Source organism: Longibacter salinarum (genome assembly GCF_002554795.1).
In the GTDB taxonomy this organism is placed as follows: Bacteria; Bacteroidota; Rhodothermia; order Rhodothermales; family Salinibacteraceae; genus Longibacter; species Longibacter salinarum.
The window spans coordinates 281,229-307,389 of sequence record NZ_PDEQ01000003.1 but is presented as its reverse complement, the minus strand read 5'-3'; the positions used below and the strand labels follow the sequence as shown (position 1 = coordinate 307,389).

General features: G+C 59.5%; 18 protein-coding genes. 10 read left to right on the top strand and 8 right to left on the bottom strand.

Features of this window, described 5'->3' with window-relative positions:
• Nucleotides 1–14: 14 nt before the first annotated feature.
• On the top strand, nt 15–1,292 hold the full coding sequence (serS, locus tag CRI94_RS07590; protein WP_098075073.1) for a serine--tRNA ligase: 1,278 nt from the start codon (nt 15–17) through the stop codon (nt 1,290–1,292).
• Between the two features lie 161 nt (nt 1,293–1,453).
• Here the strand turns inward: serS and CRI94_RS07585 are convergent, their stop codons facing one another.
• From CRI94_RS07585 to CRI94_RS07570, 4 genes are all read right to left on the bottom strand, one after another.
• Nucleotides 1,454–1,684: a hypothetical protein gene (locus tag CRI94_RS07585; protein ID WP_098075072.1), complete on the bottom strand. Its 231-nt coding sequence runs from the start codon at nt 1,682–1,684 to the stop codon at nt 1,454–1,456.
• Nucleotides 1,685–1,738: 54 nt separating this feature from the next.
• Nucleotides 1,739–3,940: a GNAT family N-acetyltransferase gene (locus tag CRI94_RS07580; protein ID WP_098075071.1), complete on the bottom strand. Its 2,202-nt coding sequence runs from the start codon at nt 3,938–3,940 to the stop codon at nt 1,739–1,741.
• Between the two features lie 159 nt (nt 3,941–4,099).
• Nucleotides 4,100–6,562, bottom strand: a complete 2,463-nt coding sequence (locus tag CRI94_RS07575) for an FG-GAP-like repeat-containing protein (RefSeq protein WP_179862199.1) — start codon at nt 6,560–6,562, stop codon at nt 4,100–4,102.
• A gap of 358 nt (nt 6,563–6,920) precedes the next feature.
• A complete protein-coding gene (locus CRI94_RS07570) occupies nt 6,921–9,020 on the bottom strand; it encodes an acyl-CoA dehydrogenase family protein (protein ID WP_098075252.1) in 2,100 nt (699 codons plus the stop codon).
• A gap of 831 nt (nt 9,021–9,851) precedes the next feature.
• Between CRI94_RS07570 and pyrF the strand changes: the two genes are divergently transcribed.
• The 3 genes from pyrF (at nt 9,852) to CRI94_RS07555 (ending at nt 12,708) form a co-directional block, all read left to right on the top strand.
• Nucleotides 9,852–10,685 carry an orotidine-5'-phosphate decarboxylase gene (gene pyrF, locus CRI94_RS07565; RefSeq protein ID WP_098075069.1) on the top strand — a complete coding sequence of 278 codons (834 nt, stop codon included), beginning with the start codon at nt 9,852–9,854 and terminating at the stop codon, nt 10,683–10,685.
• 115 nt (nt 10,686–10,800) lie between these two features.
• Complete coding sequence (locus CRI94_RS07560) at nt 10,801–12,285, top strand: DUF2851 family protein (protein ID WP_098075068.1); 1,485 nt, start codon at nt 10,801–10,803, stop codon at nt 12,283–12,285.
• Between the two features lie 105 nt (nt 12,286–12,390).
• Nucleotides 12,391–12,708 (top strand): putative quinol monooxygenase, encoded by a 318-nt coding sequence (locus tag CRI94_RS07555; RefSeq protein WP_098075067.1) that lies wholly within the window; start codon nt 12,391–12,393, stop codon nt 12,706–12,708.
• A 61-nt stretch (nt 12,709–12,769) separates the two neighbouring features.
• Here CRI94_RS07555 and CRI94_RS07550 read toward each other — a convergent pair whose 3' ends face one another.
• The 3 genes from CRI94_RS07550 to CRI94_RS07540 form a co-directional block, all read right to left on the bottom strand.
• Nucleotides 12,770–13,225 (bottom strand): hypothetical protein, encoded by a 456-nt coding sequence (locus CRI94_RS07550; RefSeq protein WP_143815335.1) that lies wholly within the window; start codon nt 13,223–13,225, stop codon nt 12,770–12,772.
• A 144-nt stretch (nt 13,226–13,369) separates the two neighbouring features.
• Nucleotides 13,370–13,897: a hypothetical protein gene (locus CRI94_RS07545; RefSeq protein WP_098075065.1), complete on the bottom strand. Its 528-nt coding sequence runs from the start codon at nt 13,895–13,897 to the stop codon at nt 13,370–13,372.
• Nucleotides 13,898–14,069: 172 nt separating this feature from the next.
• The gene (locus CRI94_RS07540; protein WP_098075064.1) at nt 14,070–14,303 is read right to left on the bottom strand and encodes a hypothetical protein; all 234 of its coding nucleotides are present in this window, start codon (nt 14,301–14,303) and stop codon (nt 14,070–14,072) included.
• A gap of 221 nt (nt 14,304–14,524) precedes the next feature.
• On the opposite strand from CRI94_RS07540, the gene CRI94_RS07535 reads away from it, so the two are divergent.
• Nucleotides 14,525–18,136, top strand: coding sequence for a DUF4175 family protein (locus CRI94_RS07535; protein ID WP_098075063.1), 3,612 nt, complete (start codon nt 14,525–14,527; stop codon nt 18,134–18,136).
• A 41-nt stretch (nt 18,137–18,177) separates the two neighbouring features.
• Here the strand turns inward: CRI94_RS07535 and CRI94_RS07530 are convergent, their stop codons facing one another.
• Nucleotides 18,178–18,618, bottom strand: a complete 441-nt coding sequence (locus CRI94_RS07530; protein WP_098075251.1) for a thiol-disulfide oxidoreductase DCC family protein — start codon at nt 18,616–18,618, stop codon at nt 18,178–18,180.
• Between the two features lie 243 nt (nt 18,619–18,861).
• On the opposite strand from CRI94_RS07530, the gene chrA reads away from it, so the two are divergent.
• From chrA to CRI94_RS07505, 5 genes are all read left to right on the top strand, one after another.
• Complete coding sequence (gene chrA / locus CRI94_RS07525) at nt 18,862–20,091, top strand: chromate efflux transporter (protein ID WP_098075062.1); 1,230 nt, start codon at nt 18,862–18,864, stop codon at nt 20,089–20,091.
• Between the two features lie 419 nt (nt 20,092–20,510).
• Nucleotides 20,511–21,278, top strand: a complete 768-nt coding sequence (locus CRI94_RS07520) for a glycogen/starch synthase (protein WP_098075061.1) — start codon at nt 20,511–20,513, stop codon at nt 21,276–21,278.
• A 451-nt stretch (nt 21,279–21,729) separates the two neighbouring features.
• Complete coding sequence (locus CRI94_RS07515) at nt 21,730–23,043, top strand: DUF4270 family protein (RefSeq protein ID WP_143815334.1); 1,314 nt, start codon at nt 21,730–21,732, stop codon at nt 23,041–23,043.
• A gap of 161 nt (nt 23,044–23,204) precedes the next feature.
• A complete protein-coding gene (locus CRI94_RS07510) occupies nt 23,205–24,485 on the top strand; it encodes a hypothetical protein (RefSeq protein ID WP_143815333.1) in 1,281 nt (426 codons plus the stop codon).
• 86 nt (nt 24,486–24,571) lie between these two features.
• Entirely contained in the window at nt 24,572–25,948 is a 1,377-nt protein-coding gene (locus CRI94_RS07505; protein ID WP_245846112.1) for a tetratricopeptide repeat protein, read from the top strand.
• Nucleotides 25,949–26,161: the final 213 nt, after the last annotated feature.

Genomic DNA, 26,161 nt, shown 5'->3' with positions numbered 1-26,161 from the left:
CCGAATCGTACCGTATGCTCGACATCGAACGCATCCGAAAAGAGCCGAAGCGAATCAAGGAGGCCATCCGGGCGAAAGGCGCGGGGGATCCGGCCATCGTCGACCAGCTACTGGAGGTGGATGAGGAGAGGCGTGCGGCGATCACGGAGATGCAGGAGACACAGGAGAAGCAAAACAAGGTCTCCCGCTCGATCGGCCAGCTCAAGCGTGAGGGCAAGGACGAGGAGGCGCAGGAGAAGATTGAGGAGACGAGTCGGCTCAAGGACCGCGTCAAAGAGCTGGAAGAAACGGTTCGCGAGGTGAAGGAAAAGCAGCAGCGGCTTCTGCTGGAGATTCCGAACGTCCCGCACCGAAGCGTTCCGGTCGGCGCCACGGAGGAGGACAACGAGGTGGCTGCGGAGGTTGGTGAGAAGCCGACGTTTGACTTCGATCCAAAGCCGCACTGGGAGATTACAGAGCAGCACGACCTCGTCGATTTCGAGCGAGGCGCGAAAGTCACAGGAGCGGGTTTCCCGTTCTACCTTGGAAAGGGTGCCCGTCTGCAGCGTGCGCTGATCAACTTCTTTCTTGACCGAGCGCAGGAAAACGGCTATCGCGAAGTACAGGCCCCGCACTTCGTCAACGAGGACAGCGCCCGCGGTACCGGTCAGCTGCCGGACAAGGAGGATCTGATGTACGAGATTCAGCGGGATGAGCTTTTCCCGATTCCCACAGCCGAGGTCCCGGTCACGAACTTCTTCCGGAACGAAATTCTTTCGGCCGATGAGCTTCCCGTCAAGCTGTGCGCCTACACACCGTGCTTTCGCCGCGAGGCCGGGTCGCACGGCGCCGACGTGCGCGGCCTGAACCGCCTGCATCAATTCGATAAGGTGGAGCTCGTTCACGTCGTGGAGCCAGACGACAGCTACCGTGCCCTCGAATCGCTCCGCGAAAATGCCGAGGCCCTGCTCGATGATCTCGGCCTGCCGTACCGCCGTCTCCTGATGTGCACCGGCGACATGGGATTCACACAGGCGAAGAAGTACGACCTGGAAGTCTGGAGCGCGGGCCAGCAACGCTGGCTGGAGGTCTCGTCCATCTCGAACTTCGAGGCATTCCAGGCGCGTCGGATGGCGATTCGCTACCGCCCGGAAGCCGAAGCAAAACCCAAGTTGGTCCACACGCTCAACGGGAGTGGGCTCGCCCTTCCCCGTATTGTCGCCGCCATTCTCGAGCAGTACCAGGACGAGCACGGCAACGTGCTGATACCAGAGGTTCTGCAGCCGTACACCGGATTTGACACGATCGAATAAACGTGTTGAGGTACGGATGTGGTGACGTGTCGACGTATTGATTCATCAACATCTTCAGATGACGTAAAAAGGCTGCCCTTCCGATCGTGGAGGGGCAGCCCTTTCTTTTAGCTCAGAAAATGGTGCGTGAACGGGTGCCTTTGCCATTCACGGCACGTGCGCTACCGGACGATAGTGACGGGTTGGACGGCGTTTACGGACTCGCCTTCGAGACGAAGGAAGTAGCGTCCGCTCGGGAGGCGCGGCAGCGAGCGCGTGAGCGTCTCTTCCTGCCCCGCTGTCGGCGTGCCGTCGTACAGCATCGCGACCGGTCGGCCGAGGAGGTCGTACATCACGATCCGCACCGGGCGGCTCTCTGCCATGCCGAGCGTGAATGCCAGCTGGCTTCGCACTGGATTGGGCGACGGCCGGCCGAAGACAACGCCCCTACTCAACCAAGATAACCATCAAAAACGGGTCACGGCGTGAAGTAACGTATCCTGCTTATCGATCACCGAGGCAAGGCGTCCCTCCACGAACCGATGCATTCGTGTGTTCTCGGCATCGATCATCCAGATGAAGCGGGGAATGTCTGTCCGCTCGGCCTGCCGACGCATAGCTTCAGCAAGGAGCGAGAGCCCCACACCCGGCCCCCGAATGTCCGGCTCGACGTACAGGCATGTGTACTGAAGAACTTCTGGTGCGAGGCGATGGGTAATCATCCAGCCCACCACCCGATCCTCGTGCCGAAGACCTAGGCTACAGTCGTAATCGACCGTGGCATCGAGCTGAAATGGACTGAGAGGGACGGGAATCGACCGTTCCGCCCCCGGTCGTAGTCGACCCTGCAAATTCTGTTTCTCCTGTGTCGTCAAGTCACTCCATGAAAACAGCTCACCGGCCTGCAGGGATCGCTTTGCCAACGTTTCCAGGAACGGTTTGGGAATGTTTTCCCGATCTCCCTGATAGAGCTTGCGTTTCGCGCGTGGCGCGTCCCATCCAGATTTTTCAAGAACGCGTTCCAGCGCCTGTCGAGAGGAATTCGATTGTCGGTACTCGGCCTGCAGTTCCTCTGCTCCGCCCGTCTGGATAAGCGCTTCAAGACGCTGCAACAACGCCGTTCCGACACCCTGACCGCGCTGAGCCGGAAGCACACTCAACGCATGCAACGTAGAGGCTGAAGCATTCGACGGGATGGCGGCGACGGCGATCCCGATGGGGCGTTTTCCAACGACCGCCACGACTCCAACGAGCGGAAGATCTCCGCTCACCGCTCCTGTCTTAACCCGCCGCACGAATCGACCTGGTAGGAGCTCTTGAAACCGGCTAATCACATCTTTTGCCAGCATCTGCCCGGCGAAGAGCTGATATGGCTGACCCGCCCTAACACGAGTGTCACGCCGGCGCGCCTCCGAGAGGTCGAGGTCTAACTGATCGATAGAGCCCCCCGAAAACGGAGCGGGAGCAGCCGATGTCGGAGTCGATTCAGCGTTTGCCGATGCAGCGTGAGCCTCAGTCTTGTCCCCGGATGTGGACGAGGCGGAATCAGGGAGTCGGTGATACACCGCGCCCTGATCCGTCGCAAACGTGATTGTGCGGCGAAGCTCATCGTCATCCGCCGTGAGAACAGTCGGATGGAGCGCGTCGTCGAGCACGCACACGCCAGAGATTGGACCGAGCGTATCTGCGACGTGCGTTTCTGCAATCACGTCACCCGTCGACAGATCGACGACACAAAGTCCGTTTCGGAGGTCATCACCTTGCGCGTGATGAGAAGCCTCTGTCCCATTCTCTTTCGGTGACCGATCGGGGGGAGTCGCCGAAATAGAGACGATCGCGCATCCGTCGAGCACGTCCATGTCGACCGGATAGCCGGGCAGTGTTGCGATCCGCTTGGGCTCGCCTGCGGGCTCCGTCGGATTCCACCAGAGACTGCGGTCCCCTCTTGTCACGAAAAACAGCTTCCCGTCGTAGCATTGAGGATGCTGTGGCGCGTCTAGCTGAGACGCCAGAATGTCCCCGGACGCTACATCCACGATGCCTCCCGTCGTCGACGTTGAGTCGTTTGAGCTGGGCTGAATCCCTTCCACAGCAGCAAACCGTGGCCGATCGTCGGCATCGTAAGCCATGCCCGTCAGTCGAGCGTCGGAACCAAGCAGTTCCTCGCGGAGATCGGACAACTGCCACCTCAACCGGAAACTGTGTACGTCGTCGAGTCCAGCAACGGCATTGTAGCGGGCCGTCACGAACCGAAGAACCCCGTCGACGCCGAATCCGAGATCGTGAGCACCAATCGCTCCTGTCGTGTGTGAACGACGAAGGATGTACGCAGAATCGTGCCCCTGATACGTCGCATCGCCACTAAGCACATTGGTGAACTCGTGCATTTGGTGGCGAGTCGACACGAAGAGGCGCTCCGCATTCGACCGAAGTTTCATCGGGGTCTCGATGGTATGAAGCGACACGGCCAGAGCGTCAGAATCGTGACGTTCGTCATCACGGACCGCTTCGCTCGATTGCTTTTGCGGGGTCGCCCCCGATCGGAGAACAGCCAGGCGATTGTAGCGGGGTAAAGCAAGTGCAAGACTGGCCCCCGTTTCCCGTAGCCAGTCCCGAAGATCACCGGATCCCTGGAAAACGGTTGGTGGAAAGGACGCGAAGGAAGACATACAATCTTGGGGTAGTAGAGAAAGTCACTTCGAGGAAAACGCGTCGCTACATGTTAAGGCTATCTGTCGCTTACGTCACGATCAACTTACATCGCTATCAACGACAGAAGGCCGGAGCGACAACCGCCCCGGCCTCCATGCCTCATGCTGCGCTGTAGGTTAACGTACCACGACGAACTTCTGGCTCTTCTCGAACCCTTCGCCCGTCACTTTCACGAAGTACGTACCTGCGCTCAGGTCATCGCCCACGCGGAAGCGCTGTTCCTTCTGGGCGCCCATCTGACCGTCGAAGACGACGGAGACGCGGCGGCCAAGGAGGTCAAACACCTCGACGCGTACGTTCTGAGCCTGTTCGACGGTGAGCTTCACGGCCGCTTCCCCACTCGAAGGGTTCGGCGACGGCGCTGTGAGCTCGTACTTGCTATCGATCGTGATCTCGACGGTCTTCGTCTTACTGTATTCGGACGAGCCGTCCACGTCGACCTGCTTCAGGCGGAACTGGTGTGTGCCGTTCGGCAGATCGTCCGTACGGAACCGATAGGTCTGAGGCGTGCTGACCGTACCTGCACCTTCGACGAAGCCGAGCTTCTCGAACATGCCTCCGCCGAGCATCCGATGAACCTCAAAGCCCGAGTTATTCTTCTCGGACGCGGTCGACCACGTCAGCATGGCCGCATTCCCATCCGGCTGAATCGCGAAGTTCGTCAGCTCAACAGGAAGGACGTCTGAGTCGCCGTAGCGATAGACGTCGAACGATCCATCATCCTGACCGAGAACGAGGTCGCGGTCTCCGTCGCCGTCCAGATCCGCAAACCGTGGTGCGGTCTGCCCATTCTGCGTCGCGCCGGCGAATGGATTGTCCGTCCCGGTGCGTTCGCTAAACGAAGGATTTGTCTTCGTTCCGGTATTCTCAAAGTACTTCACCGCACCGCTACCGGTACCAACGGTTAGGTCGTAGTCGCCGTCGTTGTCGACGTCATCGAACTCCGGCGCTCCATCGGTCGCGGTCAGTCCATCGAACGCGCTCCCGTCCGTGGCATCCACGTAGTTCGGGCTCGTACGGGATCCGTCGTTTTCGAAGTAGAGCAGGGACGAATCCGTGCCTCCTTTCCCCGCAACAATGTCGAGATCGCCATCCGCGTCAATGTCGGCTGTCGTCAACTTCGACTTGTCGAGCAGCGCGATGCTATTAAACGGATTGCTAGATCCGGTACGCTGGGTGAACGAAGGAGACGTGACCGAACCGGTATTTTCGAGATAACTAACGTTGCCATCCCCTTGACCGACAGCGATGTCGTAGTCGCCATCCGCATCAAAGTCGACAACCAGTGGCGCCGAGTCTTCACCGTAGTCATTGCCGGGCAGGACGCCGAACTCCTGACTGTACGATGGATTCGTGGCGCTCCCGGTATTCTTGAAGTAAACGAGCGTACCATCGCCTTTCCCGGCTACGATGTCGAGGTCGCCATCGGCATCGAGGTCGGCTACGGCAGGCGCGCTGTTGCCATCGGTCAAGCTCTGGCCAGACAGTGGATTATTCTCGGCCTCGACGAACGATTCAGAACGGGTAACATCGCCCGTGTTTTCCAGGTAGCGGATTTGCCCATCCGCGGCCCCAACCGCAGCGTCAACGTCTCCGTCACCGTCCACGTCGCCGAAGACTGGCGCACTGTCAGTGCCTGCAAAACCGTCGAACGGATTGTCCGATGCCGTGCGCTGCTGATAGTCTGGGTCCGATGCCGAGCCAACATTCTCGAAATATGTGATCGAGTTGCTCACGGTCGACTCGTTCTTACCGACCGCGAGATCGAGATCACCGTCGCCATCGATATCTGCGAGACCCGGTATGGAATCGTCTCCGGCATCGAAACCATCAAATGGGTTGGACGCTCCGGTTTGCTGTACGTAGTTCGGGCTGGAAGCCGACCCTGTATTTTCCACGTACGCGAGCGTCCCGTCGGCACGGCCGACAACAACATCCAGGTCCCCGTCGCCATCGAAGTCAGCGAGCTTCGGAGCACTATTCGTCCCTACCCCGATACCGTTAAACGGGTTGTCCGTACCGGACTGTGAAACATAATTGGGGCTCGTAGCAGAACCCGTGTTCTCGATGTATAGAAGAGCGCCGGCATTCTTGCCCGCTACAATATCGAGGTCACCGTCTCCGTCAATGTCGCCAAAGTCGATGGCGGCATTGTCTCCGACATCTTCCCCGTCAAACGGGTTCGACGACCCCGTCTGCTCCACATAATTCGGACTGGTTGCGGACCCGGTATTTTCGAAGAAGGCAATGGTGCCATCTGCGCGACCGATGGCGATGTCGAGGTCGCCATCGCTCTCATAATCGAAAAACTGCGGCGTGCTGTTGTCGCCAACGTCAACGCCATCGAGCGGGTTGTTCGTCCCAGGTCGCTCGGTGAAGTCCGCCTGTGCGTTTGCCGTCTGAGGCACGGCTGCAACACCGGCACCAGCGACTGCCCCGAGAAGCGCAGCCTGGGCCGTGTACGTCAGAACATCCCGAAGGACGCTGCCGCCTGGGTTTCTACGGACGCGATCCGCGATGGAATCCCCCGGCGAAACCGATGGAGGATGATTGTGATTCTTCGTCGTATCGTCAGGCATTTGCATATTTAACAAATGAAGAAAGACGTGGGTAGTACCGGTCGGGCACACAGAATTACGCGCGGTCTGTAAAATGCCCACCGATCCTTCGTCTTGTATAGCGACAAATTCATTTCACACCGGACACAGCCAAAAAGCGAGAGATCTGGAATCCGGGCCGAAAACCTGATTTTCCGCTCCGACGCATCGTTAATATCCTCGCGCAGAGGTGCCAAGCGATCCCTCGTAGGAAAAACAAAAGCGCCCACCCCCATCCTGGGAGCGGGCGCTTCGTTTGATCAAAGGCGCGATTCCCTACATCACCACCGCAGGGCCTTTATACGTTCACACCTTCGCACGTTCATACGTTCACACTGCCTTATGCCACACCATCTTCTGCAGCCGGCTTCGGCTCTTCAGGCGCGCCATCGCCGGAGGCTGCCTTCTCCTCCAGCTCGTCGACCTCCAGCTCGGCGGTCTCACCCGGCGAACGGTCAATCGCACGCGGATCCTGACCTTCACCCGGGAACTGCTTGATGTGCTCCGTCGGCACGTCCTTGCCGGCCCCGCGTCCGAGCGGCGAGCCTTCGTGGATGTAGTACTCCTTGTTCGGGAGCGTGTCGTTGTACCGGCGAGCGGCTTCTGCAGCCACGCGCATCTTCTCGTCGGCATTACGACGCATCTCGCCGAAGTTCTGGTGGATCTTGTTGTCGAACCAGTCGAACAGGTATTCGAAGGCGGCGCGATCGCGCTCAAACTTCGGCCCGTACTCGCCGGTGCGAAGCTGGTCGTCCATCTTCGAGAGCGACGTAGCCAGCGCGAAAATGTAGATCGCGTTGTCGGCGACGCGGGCCTGCTGCGCCTGATGCTTGACGATGTCCTCCCGCTCCCACTTGCTGACAAGCTTGACGTAGTGCGAGTGCTTCTGCACAAGCGTAGCAAGCTGTTCGGCCTGTTCGCGCAGGGCCGGGTGGACGCTCCGGATGTCGGGTGCGCTCGGCTTGTACCCGAGGAAGAGCTGCGCTCCGAGGGGGATGGCCTTCTGCATGATGGTCGGGTTCGTCGCTGCGTTGAACATGCGCGACAGATTGTCCCCGATCGACTCGTCGGTGTCCCAGGTTAGCGCGTCCTGGATCGAGATCATCTGCTCGGCGAGCTGCTTGCCGCCGTACGCAAAGATGAATGACTGCATGACCTCGTTCGAGCCCTCCACGATGGCGTGAATACGATTGTCGCGCCAGGAGCGCTCCAGCTCGTTCTCTTCCATGTAGCCTTCACCGCCCATGACGGTCATCACGTCATCGATAACCTCCCAGCCGTAGTGGCTGCAGAACACCTTCGTGATGGCGGTCTCGACCATGATGTCCTTGTCGCCGCGATCGAGCATGCCCGTCATCATGTAGAGCATGGCGTCCATCGCATACGTCAGCGCGGACATCCGGGCGATCTTCTGCTGAACGAGCTCGAAGTCGGCAAGCGGCCGCTTAAACTGATAGCGCGTCTGTGCCCACTTGATGCCCTGGTTCATGGCCGCTTTGGCTGCCCCCGTGACGCCGGCACTCAGCGTGCAACGACCGTAGTTGAGGCAGTTGAGCGCAACCTTGAGACCCGCCCCCTCTTTGTGAAGCAGGTTCTCCTTCGGCACATGGACGTCATTGAAGCGAAAACGTGCCTGCCACGTGCCGCGGATGCCGGTCTTGGCGCGGTTGTTCTCGAAGATCTCGACGCCGTCCATATCCGGCGTAACGATAAGCGCGTTGACGCCACGCTCCTCGAGCTCACCGGTCTCTTCGTTCTTGACCATGTTCTTGCACATCACGGTCATCAGACCGCTGAACGCGCCGGACGTCGACCACTTCTTCTCGCCATTCAGGATGTAATCACCATCCTCCGTCTTCACGGAGAAGGATTCCTGACCGGCCGCATCCGAACCCACATTGGGCTCCGACAGGCAAAAGGCGCTGAGCTTCTCACGCGCGACCATCGGAAGGTAATCTTCCTTCTGCCGCTCGTCACCAAACATAACGAGTGCCTTGCAACCGATCGACTGGTGGGCCGAGACCATGACGGCCGTCGACGCACAGTAGCTACCGATCATTTCTAGCACGCGGTTGTAGCTCGTCACACCCAGACCGAGCCCGCCGTACTCTTCGGGAATGATCATTCCCATGACGCCCAGATCGAAGAGTCGATCGATGGACTCCTGCGGGATGTACTGCTCCTGGTCGATTTCAACTGCCGGGTGCTCGTTCTCGAGGTACTCTTCCAGTTCTTCGAGAAGGGCATCGCACTTCTCCCGCTCGTCCTTGCTCTCGCGAGGGTACGGAAAGACGAGGTCCTCACGGAACCGGCCCCAGAAAGCGTTCTTCATGAAGCCCATGTCTTCGGGCTCCGGACCCATCATCGTCTCGATGTCCTGGATCATCTGCTGATCCGCTTTCGAGACACCCTTGATATTGCTTAAGCCTTTGTTGGCCATAACGTGTTCGGTGCGCTCTTGAGTAGCAAGTGATCGGTCCGTCGACGAAAGCCGTGCCTGGCCCCGCGGACGGATTGTGTTCTTCAGTCGTGCTGCAAGTTGGGAAGACTCCGGTGCAGTCTGTATGGCGGAACCCGTGGTTCTTTCGAAGACGATGGCATCCATCGCTTTCTCTTCCTGCCATAACCGTACGGAACGCGGTCCGTCCTCGAGAGACTGCCATCACGCAGAACGCAACCGAAACCTGCGGTAACGTACGGGTTGCAGTGGTAGACGTGCCGATTGCAACCACGAACGCTGACGTGCCGCACGAGACGGTCTACGCTAGAGCAGATCCCCGCTACTCCCGCGTGACGACCTCCTCTTAAGCAGACAGACTTAACACCGTAAACAAATGTACCTCTGGAAGTGCTTCCAGTACAGTTCGCGACGTGTAAAGTATGAGAATTGGGTCGGTTCCAGGCCACCCGCCCCATTACATGCCCATCCCCGTCCGTATGAGCCGTTTTTCCCAGTACGTCAGGGTCCACCACGCCAGAGTCATCTGTCAGACGATTCCTCTTTGCTGTCTCCCCGGATGAGGGCGTTCGTCATTTACTGAAGCATCCGGCGACACGGAGCAAGCACGTCCATATCAGCCGCGTGTCTACGGCTACTCCAGTGATAACGTCCATTCTCGACCCTACGTCTCAAAGATTGGGTTCGCAGGTCGTTTTCATCGTCGCTTGTGGATACACGATCCGCGCTCCCATAGCTTATCGGCTGTACACTTTCGGTGATTCCGTCCCGCACGCATCTCCGTCAGCCCTTCACCTGCCAGCCCGCCCCGTTATGCCCGACGCATTTGTCGACCGACTGCGCGCCATTCAGCAATCGAAGAATTCTGCTGTCTGTGTAGGTCTCGACCCGGATCCGAGCCGTTTGCCGTCTCCGTTGTCCGGAGCCGACGCTCCCGCCGATGCGGTCGCGAAGTTCTGCTACGAGATCGTAGAGGCGACAGCAGAGTACGCGTGCGCATTCAAGCTCAACTTTGCTTTTTTCGAAGCGCTGGGCCCCGAGGGCGCTACGGTGCTCGAACACACAGCATCGATCATTCCAGAGAACTGCATCATCATCGGCGACGCAAAGCGCGGCGACATCGGCAATTCAGCGCGCTTTTACGCAACGGCAGTCTTTGATCACATGCACTGCGACGCGATTACTGTGGCTCCGTATATGGGACGGGACAGCGTAACCCCGTTTCTGGAAAAAGAGGATACATGCGCCTTTGTCCTGGCCCGCACATCGAACCCGGGCGCACGCGACTTTCAGGAAGCCTGCGTGTGCGACGATGAGCCGTTGTATCTCCGGACGGCGAAGCTCGTGAATGAGTGGAACGACGATCATGCGGGAACAGCAGGCCTCGTTGCCGGAGCCACGTCGCCGGAGGCCCTCCGCGAGCTGCGGCAGGCGTGCCCGACGCTCCCATTTCTCGTGCCTGGCGTCGGATCACAGGGCGGCGACCCGACCGCCGTCATGAACGCAGCAGCAACAGACGAAGGCCTCGTCGTCGTAAATAGCAGTCGCAGCGTCATTTACGCGTCTGAAGACGAAGACTATGCCGATGCCGCGGCGCGAGCAGCGAAAAGTCTTCGCGACGTGCTAAACGGCGATGCTGGCGCCTGAGCTTGAGGCATCGCGCTGCACAAATGAAAGGTCGCGAAGGATGACGTTATGCGATTGGTTCTGGATGGGTCTTACAGGTAGACGGTCCTGAGAATCTTCTCGCTGCCTGTACCCCATGCTCCGCGTACCCGATCGACGACTCTCGCGTGTTCATGAACCTCGCTTTGCGACAGACCGTGTCGAGGTGCATGAGCCTGCTCCGGACGGCGCCTCCGTTCCCGAGGCGCTCGTCCAGGATCTCTGGGACGCACAACGATTTGACCGCACCGATCTGACAGAAACGAGCGGTGCACCGGTTCGCGTGCTGGATCCGGGTCAGCTGAACACCGATGCCGGCCCCGACTTTTCCCACGCCCACATCCAGATCGACGGCATCGACTGGTACGGGGATGTGGAAATCCACGTCACGTCAAGATCCTGGCTCGATCATGGTCACGATGAGGATCCGAGGTACGACCGCGTCGTCCTGCATGTCACGCTCCATCCAGATCTCCACACCGGTTCGCTTCCGCGAAGCGATGGTTCGATCATCCCGGAGATTATCCTGGCCCCGCGCCTTAGGCGTCCGCTTCGTTCCTTGCTTCGCTCCTTCTACCGGCGCGACCGGGACGACCTGGTGTGTGCTCCACAGTGGGACGACGTACCCAAACGCATCCGGCGCACTTGGATTGACACCCTCGGCCGAAAGCGCCTTTATCGCCGCGCTAAACATCTTCGAGAGCGGCTTCGCACGGGAACGCCTCCCGCGACCGTGCTGCACGAGCGCCTGTTTGCCGGACTCGGCTACGCCAAAAATACGTCGCCAATGATGGATCTTGCGCGGCGAACCCCTCCCTCCGTCCTCCGCGACATCTCGGATCCAACAGACCGGGAAGCGTTGCTACTCGGGATCGCCGGACTGCTCCCAGAGCCGAGCAAACTTCTGACGTCAGACCGGGAGACGGCAGACGCGGTCATGAACCTCCGTGCCCGCTTCGCCCGGCTCCACGCACACCGGCCCGTCCCCATCATGAAGCCTACCGCATGGACGTCGTTTCGGCTCCGCCCAAACAACCTTCCGCCGCTGCGAATCGCGCAGGCAGCCGCCTGGTTCGGCGAGAGCGGTCTGTTCTCTACATCCCCGGTCGACCGTCTTCGCGAAGCAGCGTGTACAGAACGTGCCATCCCAACCATCCGCAATCTCCTTACGGCCACACCGACCTCCTTCTGGCGAACGCATTATCGCCTCACGGCACGCACGAAAGAACATTCGGCTGCGCTCGGTCGCTCACGGATCGACACGTTGATCGTAAACGCCGTCGCTCCCCTCCTGCTCGCACTGGCGGAATACGAGACCGGCGACGGCGACAATCACGAAGATCATGCACGAGGCCTGCTCGATCTGCTCCCCGCCAAGCGCGACTCTGTCATCCGACGCTTTCGCGACCTCGGCACGCGGGCACGATCGGCATCGGAAGCTCAGGGAATGCACGAGCTCTTTCGCAACTATTGCTCGAGCGGGGGATGCCTTCAATGCGACATCGGTCGCCACCTGCTCTCGCGCCCTCTCTCCCACCGAGAGGGAAAAACGGCGAATGGAGATTCCGCCAAGCCGCGATGATGCTACATTGTCGGCGCAAGGATTTGTACGTTTCAAGATGACCGTGCATGAGCACGACGCACCGGTCGCCCTCATTTTTACACCGCGTATCGGACCTCCCTCGTTATGCCAGACGCTGAGCCGCTCGTTCGCATCGTCCGAATGACCTTCCACCCGGATACGGTGGACGATTTCATTGATCACTTCGACGACGTGTCTCCGCGCATACGATCCTTTCCGGGCTGCACGCACCTGGAGTTGTGGCGCGATGCTCGGTATCCCAACATCTGCACGACGTACAGCCACTGGGAAAGCCAGGGTGCTCTCGACGCATACCGCAACAGCGACCTGTTTAGCGGAGCGTGGCAGACGGCCAAACGTCTCTTCGCCGCTCGACCGGTTGCACAGAGCTATGCTCCCGCACGGAAGGTGGAGCCGAAGTGACGGAAGTACGGCGACCGGGCGTTGTTGCCGTCCCTGTCCGGGCCCGAGCGGCTCGGCGCCGTCACGGACAGGTCCACTGCGTCCAGTTGCTATCGATGCGCACCTCCGTACACGGACCGGTGCGATAACATGCCTCCCCCACGGAGTCGATCGGCACCGGCGTCGTCGCGGGCAAAGGATGGGCGTACCCGCCCGCCCTGCTCATTCCGCCCCCTCGCCACATGCAGACGAGGCCCGCCCGGCGATCATAGCGGACGAAGTCGATCCGCAACGCAAGCATTCGGGTCCGAAGCTGCGGGTTCTCGTCATTTCGCAGATAGAGAGCCGTTGAGTCGCCCTGCGTACTGGCATCGGCCGCCACGACACGCAGCAGGCTTGAAAACTCACCCGGATGCGTGTCGGGAGACGGTCCGTCCTCGCAGCCGCCCACGACAAGAACGACGAGCGTCAGCGCTGCCAACAGGAGCGATGTGCACCAGCCGGATACGTGAGCCGAATTGTGAGGACAAGGTCGCACGGACACACTTGCGTCGACGAAGGATCGTTTTGGGGTGGCGAAAGAGAGACGCCCGGAACCGTCCGAGTCAAATCGGCGAGGCACCGGGCGAGGTCTACTCCAGGCTTGGCGCAATCGGAGGAAATGGCACCACACGGTGCCCAATTACAGGTTCAGCGCTTCCTCCATGGTAATCTGACGCGGGTTCTCCATCCGGACGTACTCGAGCGGCTCGACGAAGTAGAAGCTCCGCAAGGGCAGCGGCTTCAGTTCGAACGATGCATCGCCGCTAACGACCGTCTGAATCCGACGAATCGTCTGGTTGTATCCTTGTCGCATCATGCGCTGCTCCGTCGTGATCGCACCATAATTGCGGTGGAGGGCCCGGTAGTTTCCGGAGTCCGAGAGACGCTCGGCAATGTCGCGGTGATGGGCCAGAAGCTCGCGGTGGGATTCGAGGTTGCTCTTGAAGCGCTCGACCAGAGGCGCGAGGTCCCCGCGATCGGCAGCGGCCCGCTCTAGAACCTGAAGATCAGCTTCGGTTCGCGCGAGATTGTCTGCAAAGTCACTGGTGATCTTTGCGATCTGCTCCTGTAGCTCGGCTTCCGTACCATAGTCTCCGTAGGTACGGCATCCCGTCACGACGAGGATGAGCAACAGAACGGGGACGAGGCGGAACGAACGAACGGTCATAATGTCCGGGTCTTCGACGACGAAAGGATGAGACGTGTATCAGACGGCCGGGTAGGCTTCCGATCGTCGGACACAGGTTGGAAACAGAGTAAGTATAGCTCTCGGACGGGCTGGATCACATGCCGACGAGGCATCTTTTTTCCTTTTTCACCACACCGAGAGGGAGTCGAGATTAGTGCTCGCTTTCGATGTGAAAACCCGCGCGCTCGTTCCCACGCACCCCCTCTGCATTCCGATCGAGCCACGCACGCATTCGCTCCGCCTGCTTGCCATCAAGCTCAATCGTATACCGCTCATCCTCTTCTCCATCTGAGGCAAAAATGATCTCCACGGTGTCACCATCGTCGTGGAAAGCGAGCGCCTGCTCAACATTGATTGTGTGAGCTCCCACATTTACGAGTAGCATGACAGTGCGTGATTTTTTGAGTGCAGTCGCAAGTTGTCATAGAATACGCTCTTTTTCCGTTTGGGTTTGCCCCACCGCCACTGGCGCCGACAAAAATCACCGGCCCCGTACGAAGGGAGAGATGAAGATCCGTTCGTGTTCGTTAGAAACACCCCTTCCTCCCCGAAAGTACCAAGTAGCGATTCAGATCCCTCTCGTCTGCAGGACCGCGCCCGACCCACATGAGCGAGCAAACGGCCCAACTCGTCGAACATCTTCGCGCCCGGCTCCGCGACACGCTCCGTCGCATCACCCTGGCGCAGGTCGTCCGGGGCGCGAGTGTCGTCCTCGGCGTGGCAGCCGCGATCTGGCTCATTGCCACGGCCGTCGAAGCCGGCTTCTGGCTCAACCAGGGACCGCGAACCGTTCTCACCGGCGTCACAGCGCTTCTCGTTCTCGGCGTATCGGCCGTCTTCCTTGCCCGACCGGTCGCCCAACTCATTGGCCTCTGGTCGCAGCCATCTGAGGAATCGGTCGCTCGAACGGTGGGCGAACGCTACCCGGAGGTGTCCGACCGTCTCTTGAACCTGCTGCAACTCGCGGGGGGAAGCCGCTCTCACGCGCCCGACGCAATGGTGGATGCCGCTGTCCGCCGCCTCAGCGAGGACGTGCAAACCGTGCCGTTCGAGCAAACGGAGGATTTTGCGGAGGCCCGTAAGGCGGCACGCATGGCATCGCTCCCGATCGTCGGCGTACTCGCGTTCCTCCTCGTCGCGCCATCCACGTTCCTCGGCGCCTCGCAGCGCCTTCTTGCACCCGGCACGACATTCCAGCGCCCGGCGCCCTTTACCGTCGATGTGTATCCCGGCGACGTCCGCCTCATCCGTGGTGACTCGTTGTCGATCTCGGTTCGAGCTGCGGGCGATGTGCCGGACGAACTGCAACTCGACCTTCGTCCCACGACGGATGCACCATCATCCACCATTACGCTGCGCGCCGATACCGCCGGCATTTTCCGTCATACGCTGGCGAGCGTCCGGGAAGATATCGATTATCGTATCACGGCCGGGCGAGTCGAAACGGGGTGGTTCCGCGCCGATGTCGAAGCGCGCCCCCTTGTGCGAGGCCTCCAGCTTCGCGTACAACCGCCGCGATACACGGGCCTACCGGAGCGAGCAATCGATGCGAACGTGGGCGACGTGACGGGACTTCCCGGGAGCACGGTCCGGCTGCAGGCGGACGTCGCTGGCCCAGAGCTTGATTCTGCGGCTGTCGTATTCGAGGACAGCTCCACGATCTCGCTCAATGTCGCCGATCGATCCGTTACCGGTCAGTTTCCGATCACCGGTGACGGGCAATACCACATCGTTCTCCACAGCGCTAACGGCGTTGCTAACCGCGATCCAATTCGGTACCGCATCTCCACGCGCCCGGACGCTCGACCATCGATCGCGTTTCTGGCGCCAGAACCAGATGCCAAGCTCGAGGAAGACCTGGTTGCCTCCCTGCGCCTCCGCATGCGAGACGACTTCGGCTTCTCGAAACTGAGACTTCATTATCGTCTCGCCGAGCAGCGCTTCGGAGAAGGACAAAAGGAGTTTTCCTCGATCGAATTGCCTCTCGAGAATCCCCGACAGGTCGACCAGGTCACCACGCATGACTGGCTGCTCGCCCAGGAGTCGGGCCTCGACCTCGTTCCCGGCGATGTCGTCGAGTATTACGTTGAAGTCTGGGACAACGACGGCTTCGCGGGAGCCAAGAGCAGCCGCACCGGAACCCAGCGCCTGCGCCTGGCCTCCCTAACTGAAAAATACCGCGACCTCGACGAGACGCAGGAGGAGACGGCGTCCGACATCGAAAACCTGCGCGAAGAAGCCTCCGATGTAAAGCGCCAGTTTAACGAACTCCGTGACGAAGTCCGACGGAAGCAAGACGCCAGCTGGGAAGACCGCCGGCAGCTCGAACGCCTCAAGAAGCAGCAGGAGTCGGTCGAGAAGAGCGTGAGCGACCTGGCGAAGAAAGTCGAGGACATGACGCGCCAGATGCAGGAGGAAAACCTGACAAGTCCCGAGACGGCGCAGAAGTTCGAAGAGCTCCAGCGCGTTATCGAAGAGATCAACTCGCCGGAGCTGATGGACGCCCTGAAGCAGATGCAGGAGTCGATGGAAAACCTCGACCTCCGGCAAATGCAGAAGGCGATGGAAGACTTCGAGTTCAACGAGGAGCAGTATCGCCAGCGCCTCGATCGGACCCTCGAACTCTTTAAGCAACTCCGTCGGTCCCAGAAAATGGAGGAGCTTTCGCGGCGCCTGGACGAACTCGGCCAGACGGAGCAGAAGCTCTCTGAAAAGACGTCTGAGCGTATGAACGAGCAGGCGGACGAGCAGGACACGGATCCACAGGATGACGCGGAACGCGCGGATGAAAACGCCCCGGACGAAGCGTCTTCCCCGGAAAACCAGGAGGCCGCCTCACAGGAAGATGCTGGGCAGCAGAGCGAGGGCAATCCGTCTGAGCAGTCAGAGGAGAAGGGATCGGAGAACCAGCAGGCGAACGATCAGAATACGCCATCGGACGAATCGGGGGAGCAGAAGGCCGGTGCCAACGAAGACCTGGCGCGAGAGCAGGACCGGGCGCGGGAGCGCATGCAGGAGCTCATGAAAGAGATGCAGGAGCTGTCCGAGCAGATGCAGTCCTCGCCGCAGGCGCCGAACGAACAGATGCGCCAGATGCAGCAGCGTCTGAAGCAGCAAGACATGCCGGAGCAGATGAAGCAGAACAGCCAGCAACTCCGCAAGGACCAGCTTCAGGACGCTCAGTCGGGTCAGCAGCAGATGCAGCAGCAGTTGCAGCAGATGTCCCAGCAGATGCAGCAAATGAAGCAGGGCATGAGCGGACAGAAGCAACAGATGAACATCGCCGGCATCCACCGTGCGCTCCAAGCGACACTCCGGCTGTCCGAGCGGCAGGAATCGCTGCGAGGAACGGTCCGCGAATTGTCTGCAGACAGCCCGACCCTGCGCACGTATGCACCAAACCAGGAGCAGCTCAAGTCCGGTCTTCTTTCAGTTAGTGACTCGATTCAGGCCCTGGCGAAGCAAATTCCGCAGATGAAGCGGGTCGTCCAGAAGGAAAGCGGTGATGCATTGCGAGAAATGAACCGTGCAACTGAGGCCCTGACGGAACGTAACGCCGCGCAGGCCAGCAGTACGCAGAAGGCATCCATGACGCATCTGAACGAACTCGCGCTCCTCCTAGCGGATCTGCTCAAACAGATGCAGAACGCGCAGGGCGGAGGCGGCGGTCAATCGATGCAGCAGATGCTTCAGCAAATGCAGCAGATGTCAGGCCAGCAGCAGAAGCTCAACCGTCAAGTCCAGCAATTCCTCAACGACATGCAGGGCAACCGTCTGTCCGTCGACCAGAAGGAGCGGCTGCAGCAGATGGCTCGTCAACAGGCGGAGATCAAAAAGAAGCTGGACGAACTCGGCAAAGAGAACGGGATGCGCAACCAGGTGCTTGGAGATCTCGACCGGATTGCCGAACAAATGGAAGAGACCATCCGCGAGCTCCAGCGTGGGCAGCAGAACAGCCGGACGGTTGAACGCCAACAACAGATTTTGACGCGGCTTCTGAACGCTCAGCGCTCTCTCCGCAAACAGGGCAAAGATGACCGGCGCGAAGGCCGAGAGCCCGGGGATTACGAGCGTCGTTCTCCGGCGGACCTCACTCCACAGGAAGAGATCGAGCAACTCCGCCGCGACCTTATCCGGGCACTCGATAGCGGATACGCTCCGGACTACGAGCGGCTAATCAAACGCTACTTCGAGCTACTGGAGGAAAACGAGGAATAAGCGGAAGGTCGATGTCTTGTCGCTTGACGTGCGACGGTCGACTACAGAAAATGCCGATCGACATCCGGGGACGGCATACGACAGGAGTTGCGTTGGCCGAACCACTGGTATCTATTCTCCGCCACCACGTCGTAGATGTAGTCACGCAGGGCCCGCGGGACGAGGAGAAACGCGGCGGTTAGCGGCCACGGAGCCGGTAGATGGAGCGCTACACGAAGCGCCGCGGTTGACTTCCGATAGACCCGTCCGCCTTCGATCAAAACGACACTGTCGACACGGTCTGTGTCGATCGAAAAAGCCTCGACGTACGGCTTCGCCTCCTCCGACTGCAGGGCGGCCATCCGAAAATACGCACCGGGGTCGTGGTCGATGACAAAGTTGACGAACCCATTGCAGAGGTTACAGACTCCGTCGAAGAGGAGCACGCCATGATCCTTTAGAACGTCTGTGTCGACGTGTGCAGGATTGATGTGGCCGTTCATCTGATACGTCGAAGCGTCGGTTTCCATAGCGAGCCGGAAGAAGTCGAGAGGTGGCGTGCAAGCCGCGAGAGACGGTCATGACCCATCGTCTACATCACGTCATCAAACCTTCCGTCTTAACCTGTAGTTTCCAGAGAGCAGGAGCATTTCTATAGGGTAACAGGCACGACTGTCGATTCATATCCACACATCGTATCGTGTACGCGCGTCTTTCCTTGATCTCCCCTTTCGATTGCCCCACCCATGGCGGACTCCTCTCCGGGCCCTGATCCAGCCGATGCTCGGGCGTCGGACTCGACAAACGATACGTCGACCTCCGACACCGATGAAACCTCTCTCGTCGAACTAGCCCGACTCTTCTTCAAGCTGGGTGTAATTGCGTTCGGCGGTCCGGCAGCGCATATCGCCATGATGGAGGATGAAATCGTCAAGCGCCGCGGCTGGATGTCACGCCAGCATTTTCTCGATCTGATCGGTGCGACGAATCTCATTCCGGGTCCCAACTCGACGGAAATGACCATGCACGTCGGGTTCGAGCGGCGAGGGTGGCCCGGCCTCTTCACAACCGGAGCATGCTTTATCTTTCCAGCGGCCGTTCTCACGGGCACGCTCGCATGGCTATACGTTCAGTATGGACAGCTCCCGAACGTAGAGCCGTTTCTTATCGGAATTAAGCCGGCGGTTCTCGCCGTCATCGTCGGCGCTCTCTGGAGACTCGGCGACTCTGCACTAAAGAGCTGGAAGCTCGTGCCCATTGCTATCGGTGTGGCTGCACTGCTCGTTCTCGGCGTGGGAGAAATATGGTCACTTCTCGCCGGCGGCGTGATCGGCATGCTTGCACTCGTTGGCGTGAACCGGTTGAGCACTAGTCGAGCGTCGTGGTTCTTGCTGGTCTCGCCCGTGCCCCTCCTCTCATCGGAGTCCACGTCACCAACGCTCACAAATGTCTTCCTCTTCTTCCTCAAAGTGGGCGCGATTCTGTATGGCAGCGGGTATGTTCTCGTCGCATTCCTCGAGGGAAGTGTTGTCGGCGAGTACGGATGGATGACCCAACAGCAACTACTCGACGCCATCGCGGCCGGACAATTCACACCGGGACCCGTACTGACGACATCTACCTTTATTGGCTTCGTCGTGATGGCCGAACAGGGACTTCAAATGAGCCTTGCAGGCGCCGCCGTTGCAACGCTCGGCATCTTCCTCCCCTCATTTATCTTTGTGGCTCTGCTCAACCCAATTGTGCCCCGATTGAGGGATTCGATCTGGTCCGCCTCGTTCATGGACGCCGTCAACGTGAGTGCCGTTGCCCTCATGGCGGTCGTTTCAGCCGAACTCGGACTTGCGACGCTCACCTCCCTTCCGAACGCGATCGTTTTTCTTCTCGCCATGATCGCGGTGTTCGCCCTTCGACTCAGCTCACTATACATCGTGCTTGGCGGTGCTCTCATCGGATATCTTCTGACAGTCATGTGAGATGGTGCCATTCGCGCCTCTACCCCGATTCGCCAACTCGCAGCCTGCCGCCCCCTCCTTCGTCTTAGATTGATGCTATAGAGCCGCTGCACGTCCTGTGTACATTGAATTTGCAGCCGGCGTCTGTTACATTGTGACGACGTTCTTGCGGTTTTCCGCCGATTATTTGGATCTCAGCCGCACGATTCGTCGATGGCTAGGCGCGGAAAGAACGACTCTTGAGCGCTCCCTCGATTGCGGCATTTCCGGTCTTCCTGCATGCGTCCTATCGCAACGAGACGCAGCACCCTGTCCGCGAGTCCGCAACCTGTCCGCGAGTCCGCCTGACCCGGCTCCGCCATATTCCCGCTTGAGCGATGCCCGACTCACTGGGCCATCGACTCCACGCGAACGTTCATTCATCAACAAACTACGCCAGCATGGCCCGTTCCACACGTATCCTGTTCGTCGCCGGAGAGGTTGCCCCCTTCACCGAAATTACCGAGATCTCCGGACTGACGCGCACCCTCCCTGAGGCTCTCCAAGAGGTCGGAGATTACGATGCCCGGCTGATGATGCCTCGCTACGGGACCATCAGCGAACGGAAAAACAACCTCCACGAAGTGATCCGGCTGTCCGGCACTCCCGTTCCAATGGGCGACGAAGAGGACGAGGTGACCGTAAAAGTTGCTTCGATCCCGGATACGCGAGTGCAGGTTTACTTCATGGACCATGAGGAGTACTTCGGACGCGACGCCGTCTACCGCAACGATGACGGAGACGCATTCGAGGACAACCCTCGTCGCGCAGCGTTCTTCAATCGCGCCGTGATCGAGACCGTTTGCAAACTGCGCTGGGGCCCCGAGGTCATTCACGCGTTCGGCTGGATCAGCGGTCTCGTCCCGCTCCTGCTTGCAACCGAGTTTGCTGACGAAGAGCTTCTCGCCGATACGAAAGTCGTCTTCACGCCAGACGAACTAGACGAGCAGGCCACCGTCACCGACGCCGTTGCGGATGCGCTCGGCCTCGATGTCGACAATCTGCCCGCCTCCCTGACGGAGCTTGCAACGCGCCATGCAGACCTCGTGGTGAACCCGCCGAGCATGGGAGCCGCAGACGGCGTGTCAGTCTTCACCGAAGAGGACGAAGAGCGTGGAGAGCAGCTGGCTTCTCTCTACACCCACATGCTGAGTGAAGTCCCTGCGTAACTTTTTACGTACGTGAAACCGCGCGCGAACGGGTCGCATTCATACGCGTGGTTCCGACGAACCCCATCGGCGCTTGCGTCGGATGGGGTTTTCGGCTGTCTAGGCCTTTCTACCCTCTTTTTGCATCCGGTGCAAATCGAGAGACCACGTGATTCCGGCGGTTGTTGAGATCCGGTCCTCTTTCGGCGCCCTACCGGAATCCCAACCTGTCCTGATCCTCCGCGACGGGCATACGAATTGCCCGGCCTCGCGCGTTAGAACCTAGACGCCGCGATACCCAACCGACGGCCCGTACTTAACGCTCCCGACCGGTCGTGTGCGGCGCAAACTTCTCGCCGAGCACGTAGACGCGTCGTCGATGACTGCAGGCCGCCCTTGAACGAGATGATTCTGAGGGTAGGGTGGCCGCTCCCATTGTCCTTTGCACGAAACGGTGCTTTCTGCCTTGCTCATGACGTATCGTTGTCTCTTCGCCGCCTTGCTGAGCGGCGCGTTGCTCCTCAGCCTCTCTGCCTGCGACGACTCTTCGACTGTGGGCCTCGGAGTCGGTGGCCCGGATTCTCTGGCTGATGGCCGTCCGACAGCCGTCAGTGCCCTGCCCGACACGTTCGACACCTTCACAAGCGTCGACGTGACTTCACAGGTCGCCACGAGCCCAGACAGCATTCCATCCAACGGACACCGCATTCTCGTCGGAACGGTTACTGACCCACTCGTGGGCACGATCGCTACACGCGGTCACATCGATTTTCGGCAGCCTGCAAATATCGGTGGTTTCGAAAGCATCGAGGGTATCAATCTCGTGCTTCAGACAGAATATCGCTATGGTGATACCACGGGCGTCCAGACGATCGATGTCCGCGAAGCCGACATGGAAATTGAGTCGGGGTGGACGGCAGATGAGGAGGGGATCTCGGTCGGCAACGTCCTCACCTCTTTCAACCTTGCCGCGGAGGATACGGTCGTGACCGTCCCCCTGCCGAGCAATTGGGTTGACTTGAACGGCCCGCGTTTCTTCTCAACCAGCTCAGGGAATAACGCCTATGACGCACTTTTTGAAGGGCTCGTCCTAACGACACAGTCCGGTAACCGCGTCACCGGCTTTGACCGTGAATCCAGCTTCCTCGAAATTGCCTACCGCCCGGACTCGGCGTCACAGGATACCATTGAGTTCACCGGCGCGAAGTCGTTTACCCACATCGAACGCACGTCGACGGCCTCCACGCCGCCCGGACGCAAACTTCTTCTTGACGGTATCGGAACCGGGCTCGTCACAAGCTTTGATTTCAGCGCCGAACCCTTCGCCTCGCTCGGACTCGTTCCCGTCAACCGCGCCGAGCTCAACCTTCCGATCGACAGCACAACTGTGAGTCAGTCGACGCCTGCCAACTTCGTGCGCCCCGACCCGGAAGGCCTCTTCTTGCGCGCTCAGGTGGCCGAAGACCGCCGCAACGTAACCAACACCGGTGAGCTTGCTCTCTGCCGTGGACTCGGGCTTCAAACGACGATTGAGTCGTCGTGCTTGATCAATCTCGCCACATCAAGCGCATCGCTACGTGGCCCGAACAGCCAGATGCGATTGCTCGTGGAAGAGAGCATTTCCGCAGAATATGGTGCGGCGAAAGACACCCCTCTCTTCGATAAATACATTCTGGAGCAGATAGCGGGTGAGCCGACGATCACGCCTCTCCTCCTCTTTGCTCCCGTTGAGAACTCCAGTAATCCCAATCCTCAACTCCAGGTAACGGTCGTACCACAGGAATAGCGATCTCCTCGTTGTTTCTGCCCCGGCAGACAGCCGACGCGTGACTGTCTGCGCCGTCGACACCGTCTTTTCACGACTCCTGATACCTTTCGATGCGCTTACCGCTTCCCACTCATTCTCCTCACTGGAACCGGCTCGTCTGTACGGTGATGCTTGCCATCATGACCGTCGCCCCCGCCGCCGCCCAGTCGTCCGGGGATGGCAGTTACTATTCTCGCTATGGCATTGGCATGTTGGAATCGTTCTCCTCGCCCCAGAGTGAGGCGTTAGGCGAAGGAGCATTCGCACTACGAACGACGAACTACAACCCGGTGGCCAACCCAGCGCTCTGGGCCGATCAGATTTATACACGGGCGACCGGCGCCCTGCGTGTCAACGTGATCAACACGGAAGGTCCGAGCGGCAATTCAGCTGTCCTCGGCGCTGGCTCGCTTGAGGCGCTACAGATCAGCTTTCCTCTGTACACTTCGCGGCTCGGCGTGGGACTGGCCCTCCAGCCATACTCCACGAGCAATTACGAAGTCTTCCGCCAGGGAACGGTCGACGTCGGTGTGGATGAGGTAACCGAAGCGGCCTACGAAACGGCGTACGAAGGACGAGGAGGACTGTACCTGTTTCGTAGCGGACTGGGTGGGCGCGTGACGGAGAACGTCCGACTGGGAGCAACGGTCGACGTCATCTTCGGTAGTATCAAGAATACCGTTCGAACGCGCTTCCCCAATATTCCGGCCGGTACACTTGCGCCGAGCGTTTCCACGGTCCAGACGCGCGTCAGCGGTGTCACAAGCACCGTCGGGTCTCAATTTTCCTTTCCCGATGTCTTCCAGGAAAACGATCTACTGGGCTTCGGAGCAAGCATTTCCCTCCCCGCCACCCTGTCCGGTGACCGCACGAGAACACTTGACGAGAGTCTTGACGCAGACACCGTCGCAGTCGCTGATGGTGAGATGTCGCTTCCCTACGAGATCAAAGCGGGCGTTGCCTACCATATGGGTCAACGCTGGAAGTTTGTGGCCGACGGCGTCTACGCACCATGGAGCACGTTTGACGCCACGTTTGAGAATAGCGCCTCGTCGCTGGGGCAATTCCCGCTCGGCGGCGAAGGCACCCTGAACGATCGCTGGCGTCTCTCCGCCGGCTCCGAGTTCATTCCTGCGGGCGACGACCGGTTCCGCAGTTACTTCGCACGCACCGGTTATCGACTCGGTACCTTCGTGGAGCAGCAGTACACCACGTCGGATCCCGGCACCAACGTGTACGTTATGGGAGCAACAGGAGGATTTAGCTTCCCTACAGCAGTGCCTGGCACGCGTGTTGACCTAACGTTTCATGTAGGAACGCGAGGGACCTCGGAGCCTGACCTCGTTCAGGACCTTTTTTACGGCGGATCGCTCGCTATCAGCATTGGTGAGCGCTGGTTCACGAAACCGAAGCTCCGCTAACCCCTCCGTTCGGACGCTGGGACCCACCGCCGGGCGTCCACTGGAGTACACACCCTAAGTTGCCGACTGTTTTCCACAGTAGACATATGAGCATGCAATCCACCCACCCGGCCTCGTACTCGTTGAGGATTCTGCAAACAGCCGCAGCCGTCCTGTTCTCCACGCTGCTGTTCTCCACGCTTGCCCCGGCTACGGCCGTGGCACAGTCGTCAGGCGACAATGGGCCAAGCCAGCAGGATAAGGCCATGCACTACAGCCTGTACTACGAGAATCTGAAGAACGAAAACTACGCAGATGCCCGCCCGGACCTGCGGTGGGTTCTCGACAATGCTCCTGGCTTCCCAAAGAATGACGACAGGAACTTCGAGCGCGCCGTCGAACTCTACGCGGGCCTTGCAGAACAGACAGACGATCAGGCAACGCAGCGCGCCTACATCGACACTGCGGCAACGATTCTTCGCACCGCTCCTGAGAAAATGGAAGCGGCCGGATTGTCCTACGATAAGTACAAGTGGGAAATCGAGAAAGGCCGGTTCCTTCAGATGCACGGAGACATGGTTCCTAGCGAGGTTGAGGGCCTGAAGTCCGCGCCATACCATTATGAGAAAGCATTTGAGCTGGCTCCGGACCGGATCGACCCGTACTACATCAACCAGGTGATCCAGCGCTACGCCGAAGCAAACAAGCAGAACGAAGCGCTCGAGTTTATGAACAAAGTCCAGGCAAAGCGTGGAAGCGATGAGGATGTACAGAAAATCCTCTCCTCGGCCCGCGAAGACATCTTCGGCAAGAACCCGCAGGCGCAGATCGACTTCCTGAAGAAGCAGCTCGAAAACAATCCGGGCGACCTGGAGACGCAGAAGAAGCTCTTCAAGGCGTTGACCGACCAGGGCTACATTCAGGAGGCGTCGCAGCTCGCGGAGAAGCTACTGCAAGCGGGTGACCTGCCAGCCGAGACGTACCGATCGATTGCCCAGATGCAGTTGACGGACGGCCGCCCGACCCAGGCATTCTCTACATACGAGAAGGCCATGGCGGCTGGTGCCGAACTCAACGCGACGGATTACTTCAACATGGGAACCGCCAAGCGTCGTACTGGCGATCTCCCGCAGGCCCGCCGCTACTACCGCAAGGCCATTAGCGCGCAGTCGGACTTTGGTAAGGCGTACATGGCCATCGGCGATGTCTACGTCTCCGCTGTCTCCGAATGCGGCGGCAGCAAGATGAGCCGGAAAGACAAAGCGGTGTACTGGCTCGCTCTCGACATGTACCAGCGTGCCAAGCAAGTTGACCCGTCACTTGAGCAGCAGGCCAACAATAACATCCGGACCTATAGCCAATACATGCCGACGCAGGAAGACATTTTCTACGTCGACGAGTGGGAAGTTGGCCAGAGCGTCCGTATCGATTATGGCTGCTACTCGTGGATCAACGAGACAACCACCGTGCGTGACCCGGCCTAAAATGGCCTAAGGCAACATACCATCCGGGTGCTACTCGCCCGATGTCACCGGCAGATCCTTCGGGGTCTGCCGGTTTTTTTGTTCAAACCAACCATAACCAATCCGCCTGCGTCCTGCCTAAACTGCCGTCGTCGGCGGGCTCTGCAAGCACGTCGACTGCGCAAAAAGCGGTTGCACAAGGCGGGTGCACACCCGGGAAAACGAGCGTTCGAC

Bases quoted from the DNA above. Each gene is read 5' to 3' on its own strand.
- serS (WP_098075073.1), top strand. From the start codon at position 15: ATGCTCGACATCGAACGCATCCGAAAAGAGCCGAAGCGAATCAAGGAG.
- CRI94_RS07580 (WP_098075071.1), bottom strand. From the start codon at position 3,940: ATGTCTTCCTTCGCGTCCTTTCCACCAACCGTTTTCCAGGGATCCGGT.
- CRI94_RS07575 (WP_179862199.1), bottom strand. From the start codon at position 6,562: ATGCCTGACGATACGACGAAGAATCACAATCATCCTCCATCGGTTTCG.
- CRI94_RS07570 (WP_098075252.1), bottom strand. From the start codon at position 9,020: ATGGCCAACAAAGGCTTAAGCAATATCAAGGGTGTCTCGAAAGCGGAT.
- pyrF (WP_098075069.1), top strand. From the start codon at position 9,852: ATGCCCGACGCATTTGTCGACCGACTGCGCGCCATTCAGCAATCGAAG.
- CRI94_RS07560 (WP_098075068.1), top strand. From the start codon at position 10,801: ATGCTCCGCGTACCCGATCGACGACTCTCGCGTGTTCATGAACCTCGC.
- CRI94_RS07555 (WP_098075067.1), top strand. From the start codon at position 12,391: ATGCCAGACGCTGAGCCGCTCGTTCGCATCGTCCGAATGACCTTCCAC.
- CRI94_RS07545 (WP_098075065.1), bottom strand. From the start codon at position 13,897: ATGACCGTTCGTTCGTTCCGCCTCGTCCCCGTTCTGTTGCTCATCCTC.
- CRI94_RS07540 (WP_098075064.1), bottom strand. From the start codon at position 14,303: ATGCTACTCGTAAATGTGGGAGCTCACACAATCAATGTTGAGCAGGCG.
- CRI94_RS07535 (WP_098075063.1), top strand. From the start codon at position 14,525: ATGAGCGAGCAAACGGCCCAACTCGTCGAACATCTTCGCGCCCGGCTC.
- CRI94_RS07530 (WP_098075251.1), bottom strand. From the start codon at position 18,618: ATGAACGGCCACATCAATCCTGCACACGTCGACACAGACGTTCTAAAG.
- chrA (WP_098075062.1), top strand. From the start codon at position 18,862: ATGGCGGACTCCTCTCCGGGCCCTGATCCAGCCGATGCTCGGGCGTCG.
- CRI94_RS07520 (WP_098075061.1), top strand. From the start codon at position 20,511: ATGGCCCGTTCCACACGTATCCTGTTCGTCGCCGGAGAGGTTGCCCCC.
- CRI94_RS07515 (WP_143815334.1), top strand. From the start codon at position 21,730: ATGACGTATCGTTGTCTCTTCGCCGCCTTGCTGAGCGGCGCGTTGCTC.
- CRI94_RS07510 (WP_143815333.1), top strand. From the start codon at position 23,205: ATGACCGTCGCCCCCGCCGCCGCCCAGTCGTCCGGGGATGGCAGTTAC.
- CRI94_RS07505 (WP_245846112.1), top strand. From the start codon at position 24,572: ATGAGCATGCAATCCACCCACCCGGCCTCGTACTCGTTGAGGATTCTG.